Origin of the sequence: Zoogloea oleivorans, assembly GCF_008107625.1 — a bacterium.
Lineage (GTDB): Bacteria > Pseudomonadota > Gammaproteobacteria > Burkholderiales > Rhodocyclaceae > Zoogloea > Zoogloea oleivorans.
Map to the genome: position 1 here is coordinate 154,889 of NZ_SDKK01000003.1, position 23,975 is coordinate 178,863.

Consider the following 23,975-nt stretch of genomic DNA (forward strand, 5'->3'; position numbering starts at 1 on the left):
CCCGCGGGCGGCGGGCCAGCAGGCGCCCGATGGCGCCGGCGGCACAGGCCATGGCACTGAAAATGGCAGCCGTCTGGGCGATGAAGACGAGGCCGAGGACGAGCATCTGCAGGCTGACGCTGCCCCGCGCCGGGCTGGCAAACTGGGGCAGGAAGGCCAGGAAGAACAGGGCCACCTTGGGATTCAGCGCGTTGGCGACAAAGCCGCGGCGCAGGTCATGCAGCCAGGGCCGGGCCGGGGTGCCGGTGGGGGGCGCAAGCGTGCCGCCGCTCTTCAGGGCCTGGATGCCAAGCCACAGCAGGTAGGCCGCACCGGCCAGCTTGATGGCCATGAAGAGCCCCGCCGAGGCGCGCACCAGCGCGGCAATGCCGAGGGTGGCCCAGGCGATGTGGGTCAGGCAGCCGGCCGCACAGCCGAGGCCGAAAGCCAGGCCGGCCCGACGACCGCGGGCCAGGCTGTGGCCGATGACCATCAGGTTGTCGGGCCCCGGGGCGAGGGTGATCAGGACGGAGATGCCGAGAAAGGCGAGGAGGGTGTCGAGGCTGGGCATGGCGCCCGATTCTGGGCGGCCGGGGCGGGGGAGTCAATCGACGCCCGCCCGGATGTGACGGGTCAGTGCAGGTGGCCGCCTTCCGTGTGACACAGCACCGATGGGTCGCGCATGGCCGTTTCCCCCATTTTCTGGAGGCCGTCGAGGACCCGCATGGAGGCCCGTTCCATGGTGTCGAGGTTCTTGAGCACGCTGCTCATGTCGCCGTTGGCCCTGGCTTCGATCACGGCGGCGCCGGCCCGATGCACTTCCACGTGGGGCGGCTCGATCTCCCGGTAGCCGGACAGCTGGCTGAAGCAGGCCCGGCCTTCGCCCTCGTAATACCACTTGCCGAGGCGGCAGGCGGTGTGGGTGGAGACTTCCGAGGGCTTGGTGTCGAGGATGCCGAACACGGCCAGGTAGATGCGGAACTTGAAGACGATGTGGTCGATCTTGGCCACTTCGACAAAGCTCTTCATGGCGCTGCCGGCGATGACGCCTTCCATGTTGGCCGACAGGGTCATCAGGCGCTTCATGTCCTCGGTGGCGCGCTGGCCCCGTTCGCTGAACTGGCCGGCTGCCTGGGCGAGGCTTTCCATGCTGTTGCGGGCGCGGGTCGAGTCTTCGCGAATGCTGCTGACGAGGGCTGAAATATCCCGGGTGGCGGTGGAGGTGCGTTCGGCGAGCTTGCGTACTTCGTCGGCGACCACGGCGAAGCCGCGGCCGGCTTCACCCGCGCGCGCGGCTTCGATGGCGGCATTGAGGGCGAGCAGGTTGGTCTGGTCGGCCACGTCGTGAATGAGGTTGACGATGGCGCTGATTTCGTCGGCACGCTGGGCCAGCGTGTCCACTTCGCGGGCCGAGTTCGCCGATTCGGAGGCCAGTCGCTGCAGGTTCTCGGCGATCTCGGTGGTGGCCTTGCCGCTCACATGCGAGACATGGGCGGCTTCGACGGCCATCTGTTTCTCGTCCTTGAGGAGGTTGGCCATTTCGGCCAGGCTGCCCTGGGCGCCGGTGAGCGAGTTGCCGAATTCGGCCATGTTCCGCACGACGGCAAGAAGGTCGTCACAATGGCGTTCTTTTTCCGAGTGGCTGTTGCGCAGGCTGTCGGCTTCGCTGCGCAGGGCGGCGAGTTCGTTGTCAAGGGCGGCTTGGCGTTGGGTCGAGGCGCGCAGGTCGGCCTCGAGTTGCTCGAATTTTGCTCGGTTGATCCACATGGGCTGTTCTTTCTCCCGGCTCGTGCCGGCTTCTTGTTCGCGGGTTCAGGGCGGGCGACTGCTGTTGTAAGACCGGTCTCTTCCTCCTTCACGGCAGGAGGGACCTAAAACTTTATGAATACGCATAATCCTGCGTGATTTTTTTGCCGGAGCCTTCCATGCACGATACCGCTTCGCGACTGCCTGCCCTGCTTGTGGGGCTGGTTGGTCTGGCCTTGCTGGCCTCTGCCATTGCACCCTACGACCGGGCTACCTGGTGGATGGAGGTGGCGCCGGTGTTGATCGTTGCGCCCGTCTTGTTCGCCACGCACCAGCGCTTTCCGCTGACGGCACTGCTGCAGGTGCTGATTGCCGCACATGCGCTGGTACTCATCGTCGGCGGCGCCTGGACCTACGCGCGCGTGCCGTTCGGCTTCTGGCTGCAGGATGTGCTGTCCCTCGAGCGCAACCCCTACGACCGCATCGGCCATTTCATGCAGGGTTGCGTGCCGGCCATTGCGGCCCGGGAAATCCTGCTGCGCCTGCGCGTGGTGCGCGGGCGAGGCTGGTTGTTATTCCTGGTCAGTGGCGTGTGCCTGGCGATTTCCGCCGTGTATGAACTCATCGAGTGGCGGGCGGCGGTGATGCTGGGGCAGGGCGCGGATGCCTTCCTCGGCACCCAGGGTGATCCGTGGGATACCCAGAGCGACATGGCGATGGCGCTGATCGGCGCACTGGCCGGGCAGATCCTGCTGGGTGGCTGGCATGACCGGCAGCTCGCCCGGATTGGCGGCGGGCTGCGCCGGTCGTGGTAATTCGCGTCTGCTCAGTGCAGGGTGCGCGGCATGGCCAGCGTGAATTCCGGAACCATCGCGTCAAAGCGGGTGCCGTCTTCGGCCACCATCTGGTAGCTGCCTTTCATGGTGCCTACCGGCGTGGCGATGGTGCAGCCGCTGGTGTATTCGAACTGTTCGCCGGGGCGCAGTACCGGCTGCTGGCCGATCACGCCCTCGCCGCGCACTTCCTGCACGGCACCTTCGGCGTCGGTGATGACCCAGTGGCGGCTGAGCAGTTGGGCGGCGACCTTGCCGGTGTTGCGCACGGTGATGTGATAGGCGAACACGTAGCGGTCCGCGTCCACGTCGGACTGCTCATCGATGAACTGGGAAACGGCCTTGATCTCGATGCTTTCCGGTTCGGTGGGACTTGTCATTGTGGTGGGCGATTCGGATGGAGAAGTCCTATTGAAGCTGAATTGCCGCGTCGCCGCAACCGCGATGGTTCTGGTGATTGGGGCTTCCGCCCCGTTGGCGGAGAAGGAGGCGGGCAGGTAGACTGTCCGGCTTCCCGCGTCTCCCTCCGCCAGGATTCCCCATGACCTTCCGCATCGCCCCCAGCATTTTGTCCGCCAACTTCGCCAAGCTCGGCGAGGAAGTCGCCAACGTGATCGCCTCCGGCGCCGACTGGATCCACTTCGACGTGATGGACAACCATTACGTGCCCAACCTGACCATCGGCCCGCTGGTCTGCGAGGCGATCCGCCCGTGCACCACGGCGCCGATCGACGTGCATCTGATGGTCAAGCCGGTCGATCGCATCGTCCCCGACTTCGCCAAGGCTGGCGCCAACATCATCACTTTCCACCCGGAAGCCTCCGAGCATATCGACCGCACCCTCGGCCTGATCCGCGACAGCGGCTGCCAGGCCGGCCTGGTGTTCAATCCGGCCACGCCGCTGATGTGGATGGATCACGTCATGGACAAGCTCGACGTGGTGTTGCTGATGAGCGTCAACCCGGGCTTCGGGGGGCAGTCCTTCATTCCCGGTACCCTCGACAAGCTGCGTGAGGCACGGGCGAAGATTGATGCCTACGAACAGAAGAGCGGCCGCCGGATCCTGCTCGAAGTGGACGGCGGGGTGAAGGCGGACAACATCGCCGAGATCGCCCGCGCCGGTGCCGATACCTTCGTGGCCGGCTCGGCTGTCTTCGGGGCTGGCAAGGACAGCGATCCGCAGCGCTACAACTCGGTGATCGGCAAGCTGCGCGACGCGTTGGCCGCTTAAGCCTCGCCAGGTGTTCTTCAGGCCGTGCTCCGCCGTCTGGCGGAGGGCGGCACGCCCAGCGTTCTGATAAAGGCCCGGCGCATTCGCTCCGGGTCACCAAAGCCGCAGGTCCGGGCCACTTCCTGCACCGATCCGCAGCCGCTCTCCAGCGCCGCGGTGGCGGCCTCGACCCGCAGGCGCTCCACCGCACGGGCCGGCGTGACGCCCATCTCTTCGCTGAAGCAGCGCGAAAAATGGCGCGCACTCATGCATGCCCATCCGGCCAGTTCGTCGACATCCAGCCGGTCCTGCAGGTGGCTGCGGACGTAATCCAGTAGCGTGTCGAAGCGACTGCCGGCCCGCTGCATTTCAGCCATTTCGGAGAACTGCGACTGGCCGCCGGGGCGCCGGTAATACACCACGAGTTGGCGGGCCACCTGGCGCGCCACCGCTTCGCCCAGATCCTCGGTGATCAGGGCCAGCGCGAGGTCAATGCCGGCGCTGATTCCGGCCGAGGTCCACACCTTGCCGTCGCGGGTGAAGATCCGGTCCTCCTCCAGCTTCACCTCCGGAAAGCGTTGGGCGAAATCCCGTGAGCGCCGCCAGTGGGTGGTTGCCCGCCGGCCCTCGAGCAGGCCGGCGCTGGCCAGCAGGTAGGCGCCGGAGCAGACACTGGCGATACGTCGCCGGGCCTCGCTGCTGTTGCCGACGAAATCGACGGTGACTGCGCAGCCGCTTGCCGCATCGACGCCGTCGCCACCGGCGACGATGAGGGTGTCGATGTCGTCTGCCGGATCGAAGGCCCGGGCGAGCAACATGGCGCCGCAGGAGCTGCTCACCGGGCCGGCCTCGCGGGCAATCACCGCCAGCCGGTAGCTGCCCGGCACAAAGGCGCTGGCGGCCTCGAAGGCACTCAGGGGGCCGGCAGCGTCAAGAATCTGGAAGCCGGGATAGACGAGGAGGGCGATGTCACGTGTCATGGCATGAATGGTGGCTTATGCGTCATTTACGCCATCACTGTAGCCGGCGACCATGGGCAGGTCAAAATGCTTGTGGAGCCTGTTCATGAATCGCAACGTTGTTTTGCTGGCTTTGAGCCAGGCGCTGATGATGACGGTGATCAGCCTCGTGCTGTCCTCGTCTGCCCTGGTGGGGATCAGCCTTTCCGTGTCTGCAGGTCTCGCCACCGTGCCGCTGGCCGCCCAGTACCTGGCGACGATGTTGTCGCTGCATGTGCTCTCCAGTCTGATGGCCCGCTTCGGGCGCCGGCCGGTGTTCATTGGCGGAGCGCTGGTCGGCGCCGCCGGCTTGGCCCTGGCGGTGATCGGCATCCTGCTGGGCAGTTTCGTGGTCTTTGCGCTGGCCGGCCTCGGGGTCGGTGTGCTGGGGGCGGCGGGGCAGTTCTACCGTTTTGCTGCTGTCGATGCGGTGCCGCCGGAGCAGAAGGGACAGGCCATTTCCCTGACCCTCACCGGCGGAGTGCTGGCGGCCTTTCTCGGTCCCTTCATCGCCCGCAATACCCGTGATTGGTTGGGAACGCCCTTTCTTGGCAGCTTTCTGGTGCTGGTCGGCGTGGCGCTGCTTGCGGCCTTGCTGGCCTTCTTTCTGCGCTTGCCGTCGCCGCTGCCGGCTGCCGTGCTGCGGCAGCCCCGTCCGCTGCGGGAGATCGCCCGCCAGGGGCGCTTTCGGCTGGCACTGGCCGGCGGCGTGGTGGGCTACGCGATAATGAACCTGCTGATGACCGCCACACCGCTGGCGATGATGTGCGCGCGGCTCGATTTCGCCGCCACGGCGACGGTGATTCAGTGGCATCTGGTGGCGATGTTCGCTCCGTCCTTTCTCACCGGCAGCCTGATCCGTCGTCTCGGGGTGATGCAGGTGATGCTGCTGGGTGGTGCGCTGACCCTCGCCGCCATTGGCGTGGCACTGAGCGGCGACGAACTGCGCCACTTCGGTATCGCGCTGGCACTGGTCGGCATCGGCTGGAACTTCATGTACGTGGGGGCGACCACGCTGCTCACCGAGACCTACCGGGAGGAAGAGAAAGCGCGGGTCCAGGCCGGCAACGACGGGCTGGTGTTCCTGGGGGTGACCGTTGCGACCCTGTCGGCGGGGCCGCTGGTGGATGGACTGGGCTGGGAGTGGGTCAATGCAGCGGCGGTGCTGCCGGTTCTGCTGGTGATGGCCGGCGTGCTGATTGCTCTGCGCCGGACCCGCCCGGTGCTGGCGTCTTCGGCTTGATCTCCCGTATGCTGCGCGTCCCTGCTGCGACGCAGCAGTCCTGATCCGCAAGCGAGAGTGAAAATGTCCGATTTCCACTATGTGAAGGCGGTGCTGTTCGACCTCGACGGCACCCTGCTCGATTCCATCCCCGACCTGTCGGAAGCCTGCAACCGCATGATGCTGGAGCTGGGACGCACGCCCTACGACATCGAGGTGGTACGCACTTTTGTCGGCAAGGGCATGGTCAACCTGGTGCGCCGCTGCCTGGCCGGCAGCGGTTCGGCGACGGAGGTGGAAGTCGACGCGGCGGTGAACATCTTTCGCCGTCATTACGCGGTGGTGAATGGCCAGTGGACGACGCTCTATGCGGGTGTCGTGCCGGCCCTCGAAGCCCTGCGCCAGCGGGGTATCGCCATGGCCTGCGTGACCAACAAGCCGGCCGCCTTCACCGCACCCCTGCTCGAACGCATGGGCATCGCCGGCTTTTTTGGCGCCACCGTCAGTGGCGACACCCTGGCCGAGAAAAAGCCGCACCCGGCGCCGTTGCTGCACGCCTGCCGGCTGCTCGGCTTCGAGGTGGCCGATGCGCTGATGATCGGCGACTCGGCCAACGACGCCGAAGCCGCCCGCGCTGCCGGCATGCCGGTGCTGCTGGTGACTTACGGCTACAGCGAAGGCGTGCCGGTGGACAGCATCGAATGCGACGGGCTACTATCGAGCCTCGTCGATGCGCTACCGCGCTTCCACGCTTCCCCATCTCCGGTTTAACCATCATCGTGACTCGCAAGCACATGATCATCGCAGAGGAGTTCCCAGCCGTCCGTATCCCCAGCATTGGCGGATCCGGCGGCCGGTCATGGCTGCTCGCCTGAGCCAGCCCTGAACTGATCACGAGCGAGCCTCGTGATACCCTCGCGAAAAAGCATCATGTCCTTCCGGAGTCTCCATGACCGAAGCAGAATTCAACGCCCTGGCCGACCAGGGCTATAACCGCATTCCGGTTACGCTCGAAACCTTTGCGGATCTCGACACCCCTCTTTCCGTTTACCTGAAGCTGGCCAACGCGCCCAACACCTACCTGCTCGAATCCGTGCAGGGCGGCGAGCGTTTCGGCCGCTACTCGATCATCGGCCTGGCCGCCTCCACGCGCATCGAAGTGCATGGCCGCTCGGTGCTGCTGCTGACCAACGACCGCCTGGTCGAACGCCGCGACTATGGCGATCCGCTCAATTACGTCGCCGAGTTCATGGACCGCATCAAGGTGCCGCCGCGCGACCACCTGCCGCGCTTTGCCGGTGGCCTGGTGGGCTGCTTCGGCTACGACACGGTGCGCTACATCGAGCCGCGCCTGGCCAGGACCGAGAAGAAGGACGAACTCGGCACGCCGGACATCCTGCTGCTGCTGTCCGAAGAAATCGCCATCGTCGACAACCTGTCCGGCAAGCTCACCCTGGTGGTGTATGCCGAGCCGGAAGTCCCCAACGCCTACCCGCGTGCGGTGCGGCGCCTGAAGGAGCTGATCGGCAAGCTGCGCGAGCCGGTCAATGTGCCGACTGAGCACCGTGCCGCGCCGGCCGAGGCGGTTTCGAGCTTTGGCGAGGAAGCCTTCAAGGCTGCCGTGCAGAAGGCCAAGGACTACATCGTCGAGGGCGACATCATGCAGGTGGTGCTCAGCCAGCGCATGAGCAAGCCCTTTGGTGCCAGCCCGTTGGCCCTGTACCGGGCGATCCGCAGCCTCAATCCCTCGCCCTACATGTTCTATTTCAACTTCGAGGAATTCCAGGTGGTGGGCGCGTCCCCCGAGATCCTGGTGCGCCTCGAAGACAAGGACGTCACCGTGCGGCCCATCGCCGGCACCCGCAAGCGCGGCGCCACCCACGAGGAAGATCTGGCGCTCGAAAAGGAACTGCTGGCCGACGAGAAGGAGCGCGCCGAGCACACCCAGCTCCTCGACCTGGGCCGCAACGACTGTGGCCGCGTGGCGCAGACCGGTTCGGTGCGCGTCACCGAGCAATTTACCGTGGAGCGTTACTCCCACGTGATGCACATCGTCTCCAACGTGGAAGGCAAGCTGAAGGACGACCTCAACGCGCTGGCCGTACTGCGTGCCACCTTCCCGGCGGGCACGGTGTCCGGCGCGCCCAAGCTGCGGGCGATGGAAATCATCGACGAGCTGGAGCCCACCAAGCGCGGCATCTACGCCGGCTCGGTGGGCTACATCGGCTTCCATGGCGACATGGACCTGGCCATCGCCATCCGCACCGCTGTTGTGAAGGACGGGCAGATCCACGTGCAGGCCGGCGCCGGCATCGTTGCCGACTCCGACCCGCAATCCGAATGGCTTGAAACCCAGAGCAAGGCCCGCGCCATGCTCCGTGCCGCCGAGATCGCCGAAGCCGGACTCGACACCGCCCTGTGAGCGCGTCTGCGCCGCAGCCGGCGCACGCCACGACAAGACCCGTTATCGCGCCCGCCGTCCCCATGCTGGTTCCGACGGCCGGCCGCACACCCGGAAAGGATGCACAGCCATGCTGCTGATGATCGACAACTACGACAGCTTCACCTACAACCTCGTCCAGTATTTCGGCGAGCTGGGGGCCGACGTGAAGGTGTATCGCAACGACGAAATCACCGTCGAGCAGATCGCCCTCATGAAGCCCGACCAGATCGTCGTTTCGCCGGGGCCCTGCTCGCCGACCGAAGCCGGCATCTCGGTGGCCGCCATCCAGGCCTTCGCCGGCAAGATCCCGCTGTTAGGTGTGTGCCTCGGCCACCAGAGCATCGGTGCGGCCTTCGGCGGCAAGATCATCCACGCCAAGAAACTCATGCACGGCAAGGTTTCGCCGGTGCATCACCTGGACAAGGGCGTCTTTCAGGGCCTGCCCAATCCGCTGACCTGCACCCGCTACCATTCGCTGGCCATCGAGCGCGAAAGCCTGCCCGACTGCCTGGAAGTGACCGCCTGGACCGACGATGGCGAAATCATGGGCGTGCGCCACAAGACCCTTGCGGTGGAGGGCGTGCAGTTCCACCCGGAGTCGATCCTGACTGAGCGCGGCCACGACCTGCTGCGCAACTTCCTTGAACAATCCAAGCATGTCTGAGGGGAACATCGCCATGACCATCACCGCCCAGGAAGCCCTGCAGCGCACCATCGACCACCGGGAGATCTTCTACGACGAGATGCTCTCGCTGATGCGCCAGATCATGGCCGGCGAAGTTTCGCCGGTGATGACCGCCGCCATCCTCACCGGCCTGCGCGTCAAGAAGGAAACCATCGGCGAGATCAGCGCCGCGGCCACGGTGATGCGCGAGCTGTCCACCAAGGTGGTGGTGCCGGCCGATTCCAACTTCCTGGACGTGGTGGGCACCGGCGGTGACGGTTCCCACACCTTCAACATCTCCACCGCGACCATCTTTGTGGCCGCGGCTGCCGGGGCCAAGGTGGCCAAGCACGGCGGCCGCAGTGTTTCGAGCAAGTCCGGCAGCGCCGACGTGCTGGAGGCGCTGGGCGTCAATCTGAACCTCTTGCCCGTGCAGGTGGCCGAGTGCATTACCGAAACCGGCATCGGCTTCATGTTCGCCCCCAACCACCACAGCGCCATGAAGAACGTGGCCCCGGTGCGCCGCGAGATGGGCGTGCGCACGATCTTCAACATCCTCGGCCCGCTGACCAACCCGGCTGGCGCGCCGAACACCCTGCTCGGCGTGTTCCACCCGGATTTGGTCGGCATCTGCGTGCGCGTCATGCAGCGCCTGGGCGCCGAGCACGTGCTGGTGGTGTACGGCCGCGACAGCATGGACGAAGTGTCCCTCGGCGCCTCCACGCTGGTCGGCGAGCTGAAGGACGGGGTGGTCTCCGAATACGAGATCCACCCGGAAGATTTCGGCCTGACCATGATGTCCAACCGCCACCTCAAGGTGGCCGACGCCGACGAGTCGAAGGCCATGCTTCTCGGCGTGCTCGACAACAAGCCCGGTGCGGCCCGCGAGATCGTGGCCCTCAATGCCGGCACAGCGCTGTACACCGCCAACGTGGTCGATTCCATCGGCGCCGGCATCGTCCGTGCCCGCGAAGCGATGGCTTCCGGTGCCGCCCGCGCCAAGCTGGAGGCCTTCGTGGCCGCCACCCGCAAGTTCGCCTGAGAGAGCCATGTCCGACATCCTCAACAAGATCCTCGCCGTCAAGCGCGAGGAAGTGGCCGCCGCCCGGGCTGCCGTCTCCGATTCCGTCGTGCGTGAACGCGCTGCTGCCCAGCCGCCGGCGCGGGATTTCACCGGTGCGATCCGCGCCAAAATTGCCGCTGGCCAGGCCGCGGTGATTTCCGAAATCAAGAAGGCCAGCCCCTCCAAAGGCGTGATCCGCGCCGATTTCCGGCCGGCCGACATCGCCGCCTCCTACGAGAAGGCCGGCGCCGCGTGCCTGTCGGTGCTGACCGACAAACAGTTCTTCCAGGGCGCCCCGGAATACCTGCAGGCCGCCCGCGCCGCCTGCAGCCTGCCGGCCCTGCGCAAGGATTTTCTGGTGGACAGCTACCAGGTGTACGAAGCCCGCGCGATGGGCGCCGACGCGATCCTGCTGATCGCCGCGGCCCTGAGCCTGGCCGAGATGCAGGAGATGGAGGCCATCGCCGACAGCCTTGGCCTGGGCGTGCTGGTGGAGGTGCACAACGGCGCCGAGCTTGAACTGGCCCTGCAGCTGCGCACGCCGCTGGTGGGCGTCAATAACCGCAACCTGCGCACCTTTGAAGTCAGCCTGCAAACCACCCTCGAGCTGCTGCCGCGCATTCCCGCAGAGCGCATCGTCGTGACCGAGTCGGGCATCCTCGCGCCGGCCGACGTGGCCCTGATGCGCAGTAACAACGTGAACGCCTTCCTGGTCGGCGAAGCCTTCATGCGCGCCGACGATCCGGGCGCCGGACTGGCCAGCCTGTTCGGCTGATCAATGAGCGAGGCGCCGGACTCCCCGGCTGCAGGACCTGAGGGCACGCCCGAGCAGGCTTCGGCGCCCCGGCCACGCCGCCTGGGTGAGGGTTGGGCGGGGCGCTGGCTGCGTCGCGCGCTGGCCGGCGTCATCGCGCTGCTTGCCGTTGTGGTGCTGGTGGTCGGCTGGCTGGGGGTCACCGACTCCGGCCTGCGGGCGGTGATGGATCTGGCCGCACGGCTCAGCGGCGGCACCGTCACCGTCGAGCGGGCCGAGGGCTACCTGCTGGGCCAGCTCAAGATTGGCGCCCTGCACGTGCGCACCCCGACGCTGCACGTGGACATCCTCAATCTGCTCATCGACTGGCGCCCCGGCGCCTTGATGAGCGGCGCCCTCGAGGTCTCCGCGCTGCGTGCATCGGAAGTGGCCGTCGCAACGCTGCCGAGCACCGAACCGTCCACGCTGCCGGCCAGCCTCGCGCTGCCCCGCGCAGTGCGCATCGACCACTTTCAGCTGGATCGCCTGCTGGTCGGCAAGCTGGTGGATGCGCAGCCGGCGCCGCCGGACATGGAGTTCACGGCTCTCGCCGGGGCGCTGGATTCTGATGGTCGCCATCATCGCCTGCGCGGCCTCAAGCTCATTGGGCCCTTCGGCCAGCTGGCCGCCGATGGTGAAATCGACGGTCAGCGGCCTTTTCCCCTCAACGCCAGGGCCAGCCTGTCGACGCGTCAGGCCGGTGAAGCCTACGAGGTGCAGGCGAGTGCCGCCGGTGATCTGGAAAACCTGCGTCTCCTTGCCAAGGCCAGTGGCGCCGGCATGAACGGTGATGCCAGCATCGTTGCCACGCCCTTCGCGGTGTTGCCGCTGCGTTCGGCAAAGCTCACGGTACGTGACGTGGACCCGAGCCGCTTCCACGCTTCGGCGCCCAGCGCCCGGCTCGACATCGACGCCGATCTGGTGCCGTCTACCGGCAAGGCGGCAGGTGCCGGTGAGCCACTGGCCGTGGCCGACTGGGTCGTCAGCGGTCCGCTGAACATCGTCAATCACCAGCCCGGCAGCTACGACAGTGGCGCGCTGCCGCTCGAATCCCTGGCTGCCAGCCTGCGCTGGGCAGGGGGCGAACTGGTGGCGACGGACGTAGACCTGCGCGTGCCGGGCAAGGGGCGCGCTACCGGCAAGATCCACTGGCGGGCCGAGGCGGGCACGGAAACCGCGGGTTTCGGCAAGGTCGATGCCGAGCTGCGTATCGTCGGGCTGGACGCTAAACGGCTGGACCGGCGTGCCGTCGCCACCCGCATCGACGGCCAGATCAGCGCGCAGGCCGACGCCGACGCCCAGACCCTTTCTGCCGATCTGCGCGACCCGCAACTGGCCCTGCGCCTGAAGGCCCGTCACGCTGCCGGCATCGTCACCGTCGATGAAGTGCTGGCCACCGCCCGGGCCGCCCGCCTGGAGGCTTCGGGCAAGCTCGCGCTGAATGGCGATGGCCGCTTTGAGGCGCACGGCATCTTGAACCATTTCGATCCCCGCGCCTTCGTCGCGACAGCGCCGCCCGCGGATCTCAGCGCTCGTTTCAGCGCGACCGGCCAGCGCACGCCGCAGCTCGCCGGCAAGCTGCAATTCGCGCTGGCACCAAGCACGCTGGAGGGCAAGGCCCTGGCCGGCAAGGGGGATCTGGCTCTCGATGGCACGCGTCTCGTCGATGTCGATCTGGCCCTCGATCTGGCCGGCAACCGGTTGTCTGCCAAAGGGCGCTACGGCAAGCCCGGCGATGCCCTCGACCTGCATCTGGACGCACCGGCTCTGGCGGCCCTGGGCCACGGCCTGGGCGGGCGCATCAAGGCCGACGGGGTGCTGCGCGGCAGTCCCGGACAGCCAGCGGGTGAATTTGAATTGCTGGGCGAAAAGCTCAGTGTGGCCGGCATCCGCATCGACGGGGTGAACGGCCGCGGCCGTCTGGCCGAGGGGCGCAACGGGGCGATTTCGGTGGCGCTCGGCCTGGCCGGGCTGCGCAAGGGGAAGGATGTGGAGGCCATGCTGCAGCGGGCCAGTTTTGTTTTCGAGGGTACCCGGGCGGCCAACACGATGCGTCTGGAAGTCTTCGGTCCGGCCCAGGCATCGGCTGTGCTGAGTCTCGCGGGGGCCCTTTCCGACGGACCGCGCTGGGAGGGGCGGCTGGACAGCCTGGCGGTGCGCGGCGACTACCCGTTTACGCTGCAGGCGCCGGCGCCGCTGCTGCTGTCCGCCGATATCGTTCGGCTCGGTCTGGCCGAACTGCGCGGGGGCTTTGGTGGCCGTTACCGTTTCGAAGAAACCCGCTGGCAGGCCCGCCATCTGGTGGCCCGCGGCAGTGTCACCGGGGTGCTGGTGGGGGTGGACCTTGACCCGACCACCCGGGCGGTGAGATCCCGCGGCGACTCCCTGCAGATGGGCGGTGAGTGGGACGTGGATGTGGCTGAGCAGGTGAATGGCACGGTGCGTCTCCAGCGGGAGAAGGGTGACCTGGTGCTGCAGGGGGATTCGCCGGTGAAGCTGGGGCTGGACGAGCTGCAGCTCACCCTGTCGGCGGTGGCGAATCGGCTGGCCTTCGGCTTCAGTGCCCACGGCAGCACGCTGGGCCGTGCCGCCGGGGCGGGCACTGCGCTGGCCGAGCGCACCGCCGATGGGGTTGTGCGGTTGGTGCCGGATGCGCCGCTGCTCGGTTCGGCGCAGATCGATATTCCGTCGATTGCCTGGGCCGGCCCGCTGGCCGACCAGAACCTGAAGACCGATGGCAGCCTGAAGGGCGAGTTCACGCTGGCGGGTACGCCGGCCCATCCGGAGGCCGCCGGGCGCATCCGGGGCGACAGGCTCAGCTTTGTGATGGCCGACCAGGGCCTGCATCTGTCCGGCGGCACGCTGGTGGCGGATTTCAACCGGGATCGCCTGAACCTGGAGGAATTCAGTTTCGTCTCGCCCAACCGGGTCCGGCCGCGGGAGAGCCGCATCGACGTGGCCCGCCTGACCAAGGCGCCGGGCACCCTCAAGGCGCGTGGCGAGGTGCAACTGGCCAGCGGCGAAGGGCGCTTCACCTTTACCGCCGAGCGTCTGCCGCTGTTGCAGCGGGCCGACCAGTGGCTGGTGCTGAGTGGCGAGGGCGAGGTGCTGAGTGGCTGGAATTCGGCCAATCTCAAGGGGCGCCTGGTGGCCGATGCGGGGTTCGTGGAACTCTCCCGTACGCCGGCACCCAGCCTCGGTGACGATGTGGAGGTGCTCGATCCACGCCATAACGGCAAGGCCCCGGTCAGCCCCTTCCTGACTTCCGTCGATCTGTCCATCAGCCTTGGCGATGCCCTCTACGTGAAGGCCCTCGGCCTGGATACCCGCCTGGCCGGTGACCTGCGCCTGCAGTCCGGGCCCGGCAAGCCCCTCAACGCAGCCGGCGTGATCACCGCCCAGGGGGGCATCTTCGAGGGCTACGGTCAGAAGCTCTCCATCGAGCGGGGCATCGTCACCTTCAACGGGCCGGTTGCCAATCCGGGCCTCAACGTGGTGGCCCTGCGCAAGGGCCTGTCGGTGGAGGCGGGCGTCGGCATCACGGGCACTGCGCGTCGGCCGCTGGTGCGCTTGGTCTCCGAACCCAATGTGCCCGATCCGGAGAAGCTCGGCTGGATCGTTCTGGGCCGTCCGCCCGACCAGGGTTCCGGTGGCGAAATGGCATTGCTGCTGCCTGCTGCCCAGGCCTTGCTGGGCGGCTCCGGTGGCGGCATTTCAGCAAGTCTGGCCGGTGCCCTGGGGTTCGACGAGGTTTCCTTTGGTTCCAGCGTGGATTCCCGCAGCCGGGTGCAGACCAGCAGCGTGGCCAGCGGCAGCGTCACCGGCACGGCGTCGAGCGCTTCGTCGAGCAACGTGGATTCCGTGCCCGGCCAGGTGATCACCATCGGCAAGCGCCTGTCGAGTCGGGCGTTGCTGTCCTTCGAGCAGAGTATCTCCGGGACGTCGAGCATCGTGAAACTCACCTACCAGCTCACCCGGCGCATTTCGGTGATCGGCCGGGCCGGCAGCGAGAACGCGGTCGACATGCTGTTCTCACTGTCCTTCAAGTAGCTCCCTTGATGCCGGTCATGGACGCCGGCAGCAGGGTTGGGCCAGATACGGGCTTCCCGTCAGGAGTCTGCCCGTGCCCGAAAACCTCCATCCCCGCGCCATTCCCGTCGCCGCCGTCTTTACTGCCGTGGCGGAAGGCTGGCGCAACCTGCGTAGCTGCCTGTTGCCGGCGATGGCCTACGCCGCGGTGTTTGCGCTGATCGGCCTGCTGATCTTTGCCTTGCTTCTGCACTTTTCCGTGGCAGCGATGATTCTGCCCTTTGCCGGTGGTTTTCTGCTGGTGGGGCCGGCGGTGCTGGCCGGTTTCTTCGGCCTGCGGCGGGCGCTGGTGGCCGGCCGCAGGCCGGGCGCGCAGGATGTGTTCCAGGCTTTCCGCCAGGCGCCGCGCGGGCTGGTGGTGGTGTCCCTGGTGTGTGTGCTGCTGTTGCTGATCTGGCTGACCGATGCGGCAACGGTCTATAGCTTCATGATCGGCGGGGCCGGGCAGGACGCTTTGCTGCCGCCGGGGACGTTCCGTTTCCACTTCTTCACCAGCCTGATGGGGGCGGTGCTGGCCCTGATTGTGTTCTGTGTTTCGGCCTTTTCGGTGCCGCTGCTGTTCGACCGGCGGGCCACGCTGGTTGGTGCGGTGGCGGCCAGCGTGCGTGCCGTGTTCACCAACATCCCGGCCTTGCTGGTGTGGGCGCTGATCCTGGCGCTGGGGGTGATGGCGACGATCCTGTGCCCGCCGCTGCTGGTAGTGTCCCTGCCGTGTCTCGCCTTCGCCAGCGATCTGCTCTATCTTGAAATCTTTCCGCCGGAAGGTGGTCTGCTCCAGACCGACCCCCAACAAGAGAGATGACATGACACAGAACAATACGGGACGCGAAGTGGCCATTCTGGCCGGTGGCTGCTTCTGGTGCCTGGAGGCGGTGTATCTGGGTGCCGAGGGCGTGCTGTCGGTGACTTCCGGCTACCTCGGTGGTCACGAGGACGCGCCGACCTATCAGCGCGTGTGCGACGGTGACACCGGCCACGCCGAAGCCGTGCGCATCGAGTTCGATCCGGCGCTGATCGGCTTTGGCGATCTGCTCGATGTCTTTTTCGCGATCCACGACCCGACGACCCTCAACCGCCAGGGCAACGACATCGGCACCCAGTACCGCTCGGCCATCTTCGCGCTGAGCCCGGAGCAGGACGCCATTGCCCGCGCGAAGATTGCCGAGCTGGAACGGGACGCCGTCTTTCCCGGGCCGATCGTCACCGAAGTCGTGCCGGCGCCGCATTTCTGGCCGGCCGAGGTCTATCACCACAATTACTTTGCCCGGAATCAGGCGCAGCCCTATTGCGCGTATGTGGTGGCGCCCAAGGTGGCCAAGTTTCGTAGCAAGTTCGCCAAGCGGGTGAAGGCGACTTGAAATAGAATCCGGCAGTCTTTAACAAGGAGCATTCCATGACCCAAACCACCACGGCGAGCGGCCTCGTCATTGAAGAACTGGAAGTTGGCACTGGCGCTGAAGCCACCGCCGGGCAGCAGGTCAAGGTGCATTACACCGGCTGGCTCACCGACGGCAAAAAGTTTGATTCGAGCAAGGACCGCAACGACCCGTTCGTTTTCGGCCTCGGCGCCCGTCAGGTGATCGCCGGTTGGGACGAAGGCGTGCAGGGCATGAAGGTGGGTGGCAAGCGCAAGCTGACCATTCCGGCCAACCTCGGCTACGGCGCCCGCGGTGCCGGCGGCGTGATCCCCCCGAACGCCACGCTGGTGTTCGAAGTGGAGCTGCTGGGTGTGAAGTAATCCGGCAACGGATTGCTGCATGAAGAAGGGCGCTCTCGGGCGCCCTTTTGTTTTGCTGTTTCAGCCGGCTTCGCCCAGCAGTTCGAGGATGTCCTCCCCGTAGGCTTCCAGCTTGCGGTCGCCGACGCCGGATATCGTCCCCAGTCCTTCGATGCTGTCCGGGCGCTGGCGGGCGATGTCGCGCAGGGTGGCGTCGTGGAAGATCACGTAGGCGGGCACGTTGCGCTCCTTGGCGGTGGCCGAGCGCCAGGCGCGCAGGCGATCGAGGAGGACGGCTTCTTCGCCGGTGGCTTCGGGCCAGCTGTCGGTCTTGCGGCCGGTGCCGATGTTGCGGCCCTTCTTGGTCGGGGGGGTGTCCACGCGCATCGTGAAGCCGGCTTCGCCGCGCAGGATGGGGCGGGCCGATTCGGTGAGGGTCAGGGCGCCGTAGCGTTCGTGGTCCACCGCCAGGGCGCCGTGGGCGACGAGCTGGCGGATCAGCGTGCGCCAGCCCTTGTCGTCCAGTTCGGTGCCGATGCCGAAGGTGCTGACCTGGTCGTGCTGCCACTTCTTGACGTTGTCGGTGGCCTTGCCGATCAGCACGTCCACCACGTGGGCGGCGCCGAAGCGGCTGCCGGTGCGGAATACGCACGACAGCGCCTTGCGCGCCGAGTCGGTGGCGTCGCGGGTTTGCGGCGGATGCAGGCAGGTGTCGCAGTTGCCGCAGGGCGCGGAGTCTTCGTCGAAGTAGCCGAGCAGGCGCTGGCGCCGGCAGGTGGTGGTTTCGCACAGGCCGAGCAGCGCGTCGAGCTTGGCGGTGGCGACGCGCTTGACCTCGTCGCCGGCCTCCGATTGATCGATGAAGCGGCGCTGCTGCACCAGGTCGGCCACGCTGTAGGCCATCCAGGCCTCGGCGGGCAGGCCATCACGGCCGGCGCGGCCGGTTTCCTGGTAATAGCCTTCGATGGAGCGGGGCAAGTCGAGGTGGGCGACGAAGCGCACGTCGGGCTTGTCGATGCCCATGCCGAAGGCGATGGTCGCCACCATCACGATGCCGTCCTCGCGCAGGAAGCGGTCCTGGTTGATCGAGCGCTCTTCGGCGCCCATGCCGGCATGGTAGGCCAGTGCGGAGATGCCCTTTTCGGCCAGCGCGGCGGCGGTTTCATCCACTTTCTTGCGTGAGCTGCAGTAGATGATGCCGGCCTCGCCGGTGTGCTCGCGCAGGAAGGCGAGCAACTGGCTGCGGGGATTGTCCTTGGGGACGATGGTGTAGCGGATGTTGGGGCGGTCGAAGCTGGAAACGAACTCGCGGGCATCGACCAAGCACAGGCGTTCGGCGATCTCGCGGCGGGTCTGGGCATCGGCGGTAGCGGTCAGCGCGATGCGCGGAATGTGCGGGTAGCGTTCCTGGAGGATCGACAACTGCAGGTATTCGGGGCGGAAGTCGTGGCCCCATTGCGACACGCAGTGGGCTTCGTCGATGGCGAAGAGGGCCAGCTGGCCGGCTTCGTGGAGGTGATCCAGCAGGTCGAGAAAGCGTGGCGTGACGAGGCGTTCGGGGGCCACGTAGAGCAGGTCGAGGGCGCCGGCGATCATCGAACGCTCGATCTCCATGGCCCGGTCGAAACTCAGGCTGGAGTTCAAAAAGTCTGCCGCGGCGCCGACTTCCTTGAGGGCGCTGACCTGGTCCTGCATCAGTGCAATCAATGGGGAGACGACAATTGCCACGCCGGGGCGCAGCAGGGCCGGGATCTGGTAGCACAAAGACTTGCCGCCACCGGTGGGCATCAGCACCAGGGCGTCGCCGCCAGCGGCTACGTGTTCGACAATGTCTTCCTGCGGACCACGAAACTGCGTGTAGCCGAAGACGTGGAATAGGGTTTCGCGGGCGCGGCTCATAGGGGCAGGATTTTACCCTGCCCCGGGCCGCGGGTCAGAACAGCTTGGAAAGATGGGGCACCAGACCATCCTGATTGACGAAAGTCAGCTCGTACATGCTGGTGAGCCCGGCCGCCTGCTCGTCGGTGAGGCCGGTGACGCACAGGATGAACTGGCTGCGGTCGATGCCCAGGCGCCTGCGCAGGGTGAGGTATTTGTCGATGTCCTGGCGGAATTCGCCGGTCTTGCATTCGATACACACGGGCGTGTCGCCATCGACAAGAAAGAACACGTCCAGCTCGTGGAGATCCTCGTTGGGGAAGACCACCGACAGGTTGCGGGTGCACGAAAACTCGCGCCCTTTCTCGCCGAACAGGGCGAGCAGTTTCATGAATGCGTACCACTCCAGCCATTCGCCGGCGAAGAAGCTGCGTACGGCGGGAACCGACTGGATGGTGGCGCGGCCGATTTTTTCCTGCTTCTGGTAGAAGTACTTGGCGAGGAAGGAATAGTCGTAAAGCTGCTTGCAGAAGGCGTTGATGGCCTGGCCGTCCTTCTGGCTGTGCTTGGACAGGTTGAGGCTGAAGTTGGGCACATCCTTCGACTGGCCCCAGCGGATCTTGTCCACCACGTCGCGGAGAAGGGCGTAGTTGTCGCCCAGCTCCACCGCGACATCGTCGAAGAAACCGGTGGTGTCCACCGCCTTCGGATTGGTGCGCACCTGTACCTGGCGGCGCTGGAACCACTGCAGGATGTGCGTGTGCTGGGCGTCGCTGGCGAGGTGGGCCGTGTTGTGGATGTCAAAACCGGTCGCTGACGGCGTGGCCGTAGCGGTGTCCGTGGCCGGGATTTGCGCGCGCAAACGGACGGTTTCCTCCTGCAGCGCAAAGTACTGTTGCAGTACCTTGCGTACGAAAAGCACCGTGTCGTAGACCTGCACCTCGTTGCCGCAGTTGGGGCAAGCTATGGATTTACCGGCGTGCTCGCCCAAGGCTTCGGCCACATGGCCGCACTTGTTGCAACGAAGAATCGCCATGAGATATTTTTTTGGAATAGGGTGGCACGATTATGCCCATCCCTTCCCGTTCTGGCGATTCCCCCGCTCCGGCTAAGTGGTGACGTGATGTTCGGCGATGTAGTGCTTGAGCACCGCTTTGAGCAGTGAGATACGCTCGGTGTCGCCTTTTTCGCGGGCGTGCTGAATGTCGTCGACGATCATGCGGCGGATGCGTTTTTCGCCTTCGGGGGTGTGGCACAGGTAGCAGCCCATTTCGACGGCAACCATTTCGGGAATATGTTCGTGTTCGGCAATGGCGAGGATTTCGTCTTCGGACAGGTCGGACAGTTCGATGCAGTCTTGTAGCGTCAGCATGGTGTTTCCCTCCTCGTTATCATCCTTCTGTTTGGACCTATTTGGCGCCTTTTGCAAAGCAGAAATATTGATGAGGCGCAAGGGTTGTTTGCTTGCCGTTGGCGGATAAAATCACGACCTTTTTCAAGGAGATGGCCATGCAGGGGTTGAAGGGATTTGGGCACGGCATCTACGCTGTGGATTCCGCTTATACGGGGCCGGATGTGGCGGCGATCCACCTGATCGAGCAGGACGGACGGGCGGCGCTGGTGGATACCGGCAACAACGATGCGCTGGTGCATGTGGAGCAGGCCCTGGCCGAAACCGGGCTGTCGCCGGAGGCCGTGGATTACGTGCTGCTGACCCACATTCACCTTGATCACGCGGGGGGCGCCGGGGCGTTCATGGCGGCTTTCCCCAACGCGAAGCTGGTGGTGCATTCCCGCGGCGCACGGCACATGGCCGAGCCGTCGAAGCTGTTCGCCGGGGTTTCTGCCGTGTATGGCGCCGAGCGGGCGAAGGAACTCTACGGCGAGCTGATTCCGGTCGCCCCGGAACGCATCATCGAGGCCACCGAGGGGCTGGAGCTGAATCTGGCCGGGCGGGTGATTCGCGTGCTCGACACGCCGGGCCACGCCCGCCATCACGTGTGTTACTTCGACACCGTCAGCCGCAGCTTCTTCACCGGTGACACGTTTGGCCTGTCATACCGGGCGCTGGATGTGAATGGCCGGCCGAGCATCTTTCCGACCACCACGCCGGTGCAGTTCGAGCCGGAGGCGATGCACGCGTCCATCGCCCGCATGGAGGCCGAGCAGCCGGCGGCCATGTACCTGACCCACTACGCGCAGGTGACCGATGTGCCGCGTCTGGCGGCCGACCTGCATCGTCTGATCGATGCTCACGTGGCGATTGCCGAGCGTCACGCCAATGCCGGCGCCGAGCGCAAGGCCTTGATCGAGGCGGATGTGTGGGAGCTGGTCGGAGAAGAAGCCCAACGCCAGGGCTGGACCCTGCCGGAAGCCGACTGGCGCAAGCTGCTGGCCCTGGACGTGGAACTCAACGCCCAGGGGCTGGATGTGTGGCTGGGAGCCCGCGCGAAAGACTGAACTGATCCTGTAGGTCGGACTTCAGTCCGACAACACGCGTTCAACCAGGCGCTGTCGGACTGAAGTCCGACCTACAGGGCGACCCACGGATGCGTTCAGGCCAGCGTGTCGCTGAATACCAGGTTCCACAGCACCCGCACGCAGGCGGCGCGTGCGCTCACCTGTTCCCGGTCGATTCGCGACACCTGGTTGTTGAGACGCAGGCCGTGTTGCAGACGGCGATATTCCCGGTAGGTGTCGGCCACTTCGGCAGCCTGGTCGACCGGAATCAGCCCTAGCTCACCGGCCATCCCGAGCAAGGCAATGTTGCCCAGGTTGCCGGTGAGGCGGGCGTGCTGGTGGGCGTAACCAAGCACCAGGTACTGGACGATGAACTCCACGTCGATCAGTCCGCCCCGGTCGTGCTTGAGATCGAAGAGCCCTTCGGTCTTGTTGGGATGGGCGTCCACCATGCGCTGACGCATGGCCAGCACTTCTTCGCGCAGCTTGGCCAGGTCGCGCTGCTGGCGCAGCACTTCGATGCGGATGGCCTCGAACTTGCGGCCGATGTCCCGGTCACCGGCGCAGAAGCGGGCGCGGGTCAGGGCCTGGTGCTCCCACACCCAGGCGTTTTCCAGCTGGTACTGGCGGAAAGCCTCCAGCGACACCACCATCAGGCCCGAATCGCCATTGGGGCGCAGGCGCAGGTCGGTGTCGAAGAGCTGGCCGGCGGCGGTCTGGGCGGATAACCAGGTGTTGGTGCGCTGGCCGAGGCGGGTGTAGATCTCGGCGGCCTCGGGCGCGTCGTCGTCATGCACGAAAACCATGTCGAGGTCGGACGCGTAGCCGAGTTCCTTGCCGCCCAGCTTGCCGTAGGCCAGCACCGCGAACTTCGGTTCGTCGCGGTGACGGTTCTTGATCTTGCGCCAGCACATGGTGACGGTCAGGTCCACGATGATGTCGGCCAGGGCCGACAGGAAGTCGGCGTGGCGTTCGACGGTCAGATGGCCGGCGATGTCCTTGGTGAGCAGCCGGAAGACCTGCGCGTGGTGCTGTTCGCGCATCAGGTCCATCTGGCGTTCCATGTCGGGCTCGGCTTCTTCGAGCTGCTTGGAAAGCTCTGCGCGGAAGGCGTCGAGATCGAGCTCTTCTTCGAGGATGCGCGGGTCGAGGGCTTCGTCGAGGAGAATCGGGTGGAGGTTGAGGAACTGGGCGGCCCACGCCGAGGCGCTGACCAGTTCGGCCACCTTGTGCAGGGTTTGCGGGTATTGCTGGAGCAGGGCCAGATACGAGCCGCGCCGGCTGATGGCGTCGAGCATGTCGAGCAGGCGCTCGAAGGTGGCGTTGGGATCGGCGGTTTCGGCAGCGGCCTCGATGACCCGCGGGATCAGCGGATCGAAGCGCAGCTTGATGGACGGCGGGATCTGCTGGTAGCGGTTGCCGTTACGCACGGCGGCCAGGCGGCGGGCGGCGGCGGGCGGGTCGAGGTAACCGAGGCGCTCAAACTCGGCGCTGCACAGGTCCTCGTCGCTGGCGCTGGCCCACAGGTTGTCGAGGTCGTGGCCCTTTTCGGTGGGGTCGCCAAAGACGCTGTCGAAATGCCGGCCCACCGTTCCCCGGTGCGTGTCCAGCTCCACCAGCATGGCCTCGTAGCTGGCAAAGCCCATGGCTTGGGCGATGATCGCCTGGTCGGCCGGGGTGCCCGGCAGGTTGTGGGTCTGGGCATCGTCCAGGTATTGCAGGCGATGTTCCAGGTTGCGCAGGAAGGTGTAGGCGACGACCAGCTTGCGTTCGGCCTCCGGCGTGATGATGGCGCGCTCGGCGAGCTTGCCGAGCACCTTGAGGGTCGGCTTGATCTGCAGGGCGGTGTCGCGCCCGCCGCGGATCAGCTGGAAGACCTGGGCCAGGAATTCGATCTCGCGGATGCCGCCGGGGCCGAGCTTGACGTTGTCGGCCATGTCCTTGCGGGCCACTTCGCGGCGGATCTGGGCGTGCAGGTCGCGCATGGCGTTGATGGCGCCGAAGTCGAGGTACTTGCGGAAGATGAAGGGGCGGGCGATGGCACTCAGTTCGGCGCCGCGGATGCCGGTCATTACGCGGGCCTTGATCCAGGCGTAGCGTTCCCACTCGCGGCCCTGGGTGATGAAGTAGTTTTCGAGCATGTCGAAGCTCGCCACCAGCGGGCCTGAATCGCCGTTGGGGCGCAGGCGCATGTCCACCCGGAAGACCTGCCCGTCGCCGGTGATGTCGTTGAGGGCCTGGATGACGCCCTTGCCGAGCTTGGTGAAGAACTCGAAGTTGTCGATGATTCGCGGCCCGGCGGTGCTGCCGTCTTCCGGGTACACAAAGATCAGGTCGATGTCCGACGACACGTTGAGCTCGCGCCCGCCGAGCTTGCCCATGCCGATGATGATGAATTCCTGCTCGCGCCCGTCGGCCGAAACCGGCTGGCCGTGGCGGGCCACCAGTTGCTCGCGCAGGATGTCGTGGGCCGTTTCGACCGCGATGTCGGCCAGCAGGCTCATCGTTTCGGTGACTTCGGTCAGATCGGCCAGGCCCGCGATGTCGCGTACCAGCGCATGGCAGATCACCCACGCCCGCAACTTGCGCAGCACCGGCTTGAGGTTGTTGTCGTCGACCTTCTCGTCGCGCAGGTAGTCGCGCAGGGCGGTGGCGTCGAGGGGCGTGTCGATGCTCTTGACCAACTGCGCGGCGAGCCACGGACGGCTGTCGAGCTGACGGCGCAAAAAGCGGGAGCAGGCGAGGGCGTCCTCGATGGGCTGGGGCAGGGCAGTGGGCTGTTCGGACATGGGGAAGGGCGATTGGTAGAATACGGAATTGTCTATGTTCGCCCTCCGTTATGTCTGCCGGACTGATTTTCGTCAAGCCTGATGCCCGATG

General features: G+C 66.1%; 21 protein-coding genes. 13 read left to right on the forward strand and 8 right to left on the reverse strand.

Annotated elements, in window-relative coordinates:
* On the reverse strand, positions 1 to 550 hold a 550-nt coding region (locus ETQ85_RS03870; RefSeq protein ID WP_148577914.1), incomplete at its 3' end, for a LysE family translocator.
* Between the two features lie 62 nt (positions 551 to 612).
* Positions 613 to 1,746, reverse strand: a complete 1,134-nt coding sequence (locus ETQ85_RS03875) for a methyl-accepting chemotaxis protein (protein ID WP_148577738.1) — start codon at positions 1,744 to 1,746, stop codon at positions 613 to 615.
* A 158-nt stretch (positions 1,747 to 1,904) separates the two neighbouring features.
* Here ETQ85_RS03875 and ETQ85_RS03880 point away from each other — a divergent pair, with 158 nt between their 5' ends.
* Entirely contained in the window at positions 1,905 to 2,540 is a 636-nt protein-coding gene (locus ETQ85_RS03880) for a DUF2238 domain-containing protein (protein ID WP_148577739.1), read from the forward strand.
* Positions 2,541 to 2,551: 11 nt separating this feature from the next.
* Here ETQ85_RS03880 and apaG read toward each other — a convergent pair whose 3' ends face one another.
* Positions 2,552 to 2,938, reverse strand: a complete 387-nt coding sequence (gene apaG / locus ETQ85_RS03885) for a Co2+/Mg2+ efflux protein ApaG (protein WP_148577740.1) — start codon at positions 2,936 to 2,938, stop codon at positions 2,552 to 2,554.
* Between the two features lie 161 nt (positions 2,939 to 3,099).
* Here apaG and rpe point away from each other — a divergent pair, with 161 nt between their 5' ends.
* Positions 3,100 to 3,789: a ribulose-phosphate 3-epimerase gene (rpe, locus tag ETQ85_RS03890; protein WP_148577741.1), complete on the forward strand. Its 690-nt coding sequence runs from the start codon at positions 3,100 to 3,102 to the stop codon at positions 3,787 to 3,789.
* A 17-nt stretch (positions 3,790 to 3,806) separates the two neighbouring features.
* Here rpe and ETQ85_RS03895 read toward each other — a convergent pair whose 3' ends face one another.
* Positions 3,807 to 4,748, reverse strand: coding sequence for a GlxA family transcriptional regulator (locus ETQ85_RS03895; RefSeq protein ID WP_148577742.1), 942 nt, complete (start codon positions 4,746 to 4,748; stop codon positions 3,807 to 3,809).
* Between the two features lie 85 nt (positions 4,749 to 4,833).
* Here ETQ85_RS03895 and ETQ85_RS03900 point away from each other — a divergent pair, with 85 nt between their 5' ends.
* The 10 genes from ETQ85_RS03900 (at position 4,834) to ETQ85_RS03945 (ending at position 16,778) form a co-directional block, all read left to right on the forward strand.
* On the forward strand, positions 4,834 to 6,009 hold the full coding sequence (locus tag ETQ85_RS03900) for an MFS transporter (RefSeq protein WP_148577743.1): 1,176 nt from the start codon (positions 4,834 to 4,836) through the stop codon (positions 6,007 to 6,009).
* Between the two features lie 63 nt (positions 6,010 to 6,072).
* A complete protein-coding gene (locus tag ETQ85_RS03905) occupies positions 6,073 to 6,759 on the forward strand; it encodes a phosphoglycolate phosphatase (RefSeq protein WP_148577744.1) in 687 nt (228 codons plus the stop codon).
* A gap of 178 nt (positions 6,760 to 6,937) precedes the next feature.
* Entirely contained in the window at positions 6,938 to 8,410 is a 1,473-nt protein-coding gene (gene trpE / locus ETQ85_RS03910; RefSeq protein WP_148577745.1) for an anthranilate synthase component I, read from the forward strand.
* 109 nt (positions 8,411 to 8,519) lie between these two features.
* A complete protein-coding gene (locus ETQ85_RS03915) occupies positions 8,520 to 9,095 on the forward strand; it encodes an aminodeoxychorismate/anthranilate synthase component II (RefSeq protein WP_148577746.1) in 576 nt (191 codons plus the stop codon).
* Between the two features lie 13 nt (positions 9,096 to 9,108).
* The gene (gene trpD / locus ETQ85_RS03920; protein WP_148577747.1) at positions 9,109 to 10,137 is read left to right on the forward strand and encodes an anthranilate phosphoribosyltransferase; all 1,029 of its coding nucleotides are present in this window, start codon (positions 9,109 to 9,111) and stop codon (positions 10,135 to 10,137) included.
* Positions 10,138 to 10,144: 7 nt separating this feature from the next.
* The gene (gene trpC, locus ETQ85_RS03925; RefSeq protein ID WP_148577748.1) at positions 10,145 to 10,933 is read left to right on the forward strand and encodes an indole-3-glycerol phosphate synthase TrpC; all 789 of its coding nucleotides are present in this window, start codon (positions 10,145 to 10,147) and stop codon (positions 10,931 to 10,933) included.
* A 3-nt stretch (positions 10,934 to 10,936) separates the two neighbouring features.
* Entirely contained in the window at positions 10,937 to 15,001 is a 4,065-nt protein-coding gene (locus tag ETQ85_RS03930) for a translocation/assembly module TamB domain-containing protein (RefSeq protein WP_148577749.1), read from the forward strand.
* Positions 15,002 to 15,074: 73 nt separating this feature from the next.
* Positions 15,075 to 15,842 (forward strand): DUF2189 domain-containing protein, encoded by a 768-nt coding sequence (locus ETQ85_RS03935; protein WP_246128613.1) that lies wholly within the window; start codon positions 15,075 to 15,077, stop codon positions 15,840 to 15,842.
* Position 15,843: 1 nt separating this feature from the next.
* On the forward strand, positions 15,844 to 16,398 hold the full coding sequence (msrA, locus tag ETQ85_RS03940; RefSeq protein ID WP_148577750.1) for a peptide-methionine (S)-S-oxide reductase MsrA: 555 nt from the start codon (positions 15,844 to 15,846) through the stop codon (positions 16,396 to 16,398).
* Positions 16,399 to 16,433: 35 nt separating this feature from the next.
* A complete protein-coding gene (locus ETQ85_RS03945) occupies positions 16,434 to 16,778 on the forward strand; it encodes an FKBP-type peptidyl-prolyl cis-trans isomerase (RefSeq protein ID WP_148577751.1) in 345 nt (114 codons plus the stop codon).
* Between the two features lie 60 nt (positions 16,779 to 16,838).
* Here the strand turns inward: ETQ85_RS03945 and recQ are convergent, their stop codons facing one another.
* From recQ to ETQ85_RS03960, 3 genes are all read right to left on the reverse strand, one after another.
* Complete coding sequence (gene recQ, locus ETQ85_RS03950; RefSeq protein ID WP_148577752.1) at positions 16,839 to 18,656, reverse strand: DNA helicase RecQ; 1,818 nt, start codon at positions 18,654 to 18,656, stop codon at positions 16,839 to 16,841.
* 34 nt (positions 18,657 to 18,690) lie between these two features.
* A complete protein-coding gene (locus ETQ85_RS03955; RefSeq protein WP_148577753.1) occupies positions 18,691 to 19,671 on the reverse strand; it encodes a zinc ribbon domain-containing protein in 981 nt (326 codons plus the stop codon).
* Between the two features lie 72 nt (positions 19,672 to 19,743).
* Positions 19,744 to 20,007 (reverse strand): hypothetical protein, encoded by a 264-nt coding sequence (locus ETQ85_RS03960; protein ID WP_148577754.1) that lies wholly within the window; start codon positions 20,005 to 20,007, stop codon positions 19,744 to 19,746.
* 137 nt (positions 20,008 to 20,144) lie between these two features.
* On the opposite strand from ETQ85_RS03960, the gene ETQ85_RS03965 reads away from it, so the two are divergent.
* Positions 20,145 to 21,095 carry an MBL fold metallo-hydrolase gene (locus ETQ85_RS03965; RefSeq protein WP_148577755.1) on the forward strand — a complete coding sequence of 317 codons (951 nt, stop codon included), beginning with the start codon at positions 20,145 to 20,147 and terminating at the stop codon, positions 21,093 to 21,095.
* Positions 21,096 to 21,190: 95 nt separating this feature from the next.
* On the opposite strand, the gene glnE is transcribed toward ETQ85_RS03965, so the two are convergent.
* A complete protein-coding gene (gene glnE, locus ETQ85_RS03970; RefSeq protein WP_148577756.1) occupies positions 21,191 to 23,884 on the reverse strand; it encodes a bifunctional [glutamate--ammonia ligase]-adenylyl-L-tyrosine phosphorylase/[glutamate--ammonia-ligase] adenylyltransferase in 2,694 nt (897 codons plus the stop codon).
* Positions 23,885 to 23,975: the final 91 nt, after the last annotated feature.

Coding starts and splice junctions, on each gene's coding strand:
- ETQ85_RS03965 (WP_148577755.1), top strand. CDS start 20,145: ATGCAGGGGTTGAAGGGATTTGGGCACGGCATCTACGCTGTGGATTCC.
- trpC (WP_148577748.1), top strand. CDS start 10,145: ATGTCCGACATCCTCAACAAGATCCTCGCCGTCAAGCGCGAGGAAGTG.
- ETQ85_RS03895 (WP_148577742.1), bottom strand. CDS start 4,748: ATGACACGTGACATCGCCCTCCTCGTCTATCCCGGCTTCCAGATTCTT.
- ETQ85_RS03955 (WP_148577753.1), bottom strand. CDS start 19,671: ATGGCGATTCTTCGTTGCAACAAGTGCGGCCATGTGGCCGAAGCCTTG.
- recQ (WP_148577752.1), bottom strand. CDS start 18,656: ATGAGCCGCGCCCGCGAAACCCTATTCCACGTCTTCGGCTACACGCAG.
- ETQ85_RS03960 (WP_148577754.1), bottom strand. CDS start 20,007: ATGCTGACGCTACAAGACTGCATCGAACTGTCCGACCTGTCCGAAGAC.
- rpe (WP_148577741.1), top strand. CDS start 3,100: ATGACCTTCCGCATCGCCCCCAGCATTTTGTCCGCCAACTTCGCCAAG.
- ETQ85_RS03900 (WP_148577743.1), top strand. CDS start 4,834: ATGAATCGCAACGTTGTTTTGCTGGCTTTGAGCCAGGCGCTGATGATG.
- ETQ85_RS03905 (WP_148577744.1), top strand. CDS start 6,073: ATGTCCGATTTCCACTATGTGAAGGCGGTGCTGTTCGACCTCGACGGC.
- ETQ85_RS03915 (WP_148577746.1), top strand. CDS start 8,520: ATGCTGCTGATGATCGACAACTACGACAGCTTCACCTACAACCTCGTC.
- ETQ85_RS03880 (WP_148577739.1), top strand. CDS start 1,905: ATGCACGATACCGCTTCGCGACTGCCTGCCCTGCTTGTGGGGCTGGTT.
- trpD (WP_148577747.1), top strand. CDS start 9,109: ATGACCATCACCGCCCAGGAAGCCCTGCAGCGCACCATCGACCACCGG.
- apaG (WP_148577740.1), bottom strand. CDS start 2,938: ATGACAAGTCCCACCGAACCGGAAAGCATCGAGATCAAGGCCGTTTCC.
- msrA (WP_148577750.1), top strand. CDS start 15,844: ATGACACAGAACAATACGGGACGCGAAGTGGCCATTCTGGCCGGTGGC.
- ETQ85_RS03875 (WP_148577738.1), bottom strand. CDS start 1,746: ATGTGGATCAACCGAGCAAAATTCGAGCAACTCGAGGCCGACCTGCGC.
- ETQ85_RS03930 (WP_148577749.1), top strand. CDS start 10,937: ATGAGCGAGGCGCCGGACTCCCCGGCTGCAGGACCTGAGGGCACGCCC.
- ETQ85_RS03945 (WP_148577751.1), top strand. CDS start 16,434: ATGACCCAAACCACCACGGCGAGCGGCCTCGTCATTGAAGAACTGGAA.
- trpE (WP_148577745.1), top strand. CDS start 6,938: ATGACCGAAGCAGAATTCAACGCCCTGGCCGACCAGGGCTATAACCGC.
- glnE (WP_148577756.1), bottom strand. CDS start 23,884: ATGTCCGAACAGCCCACTGCCCTGCCCCAGCCCATCGAGGACGCCCTC.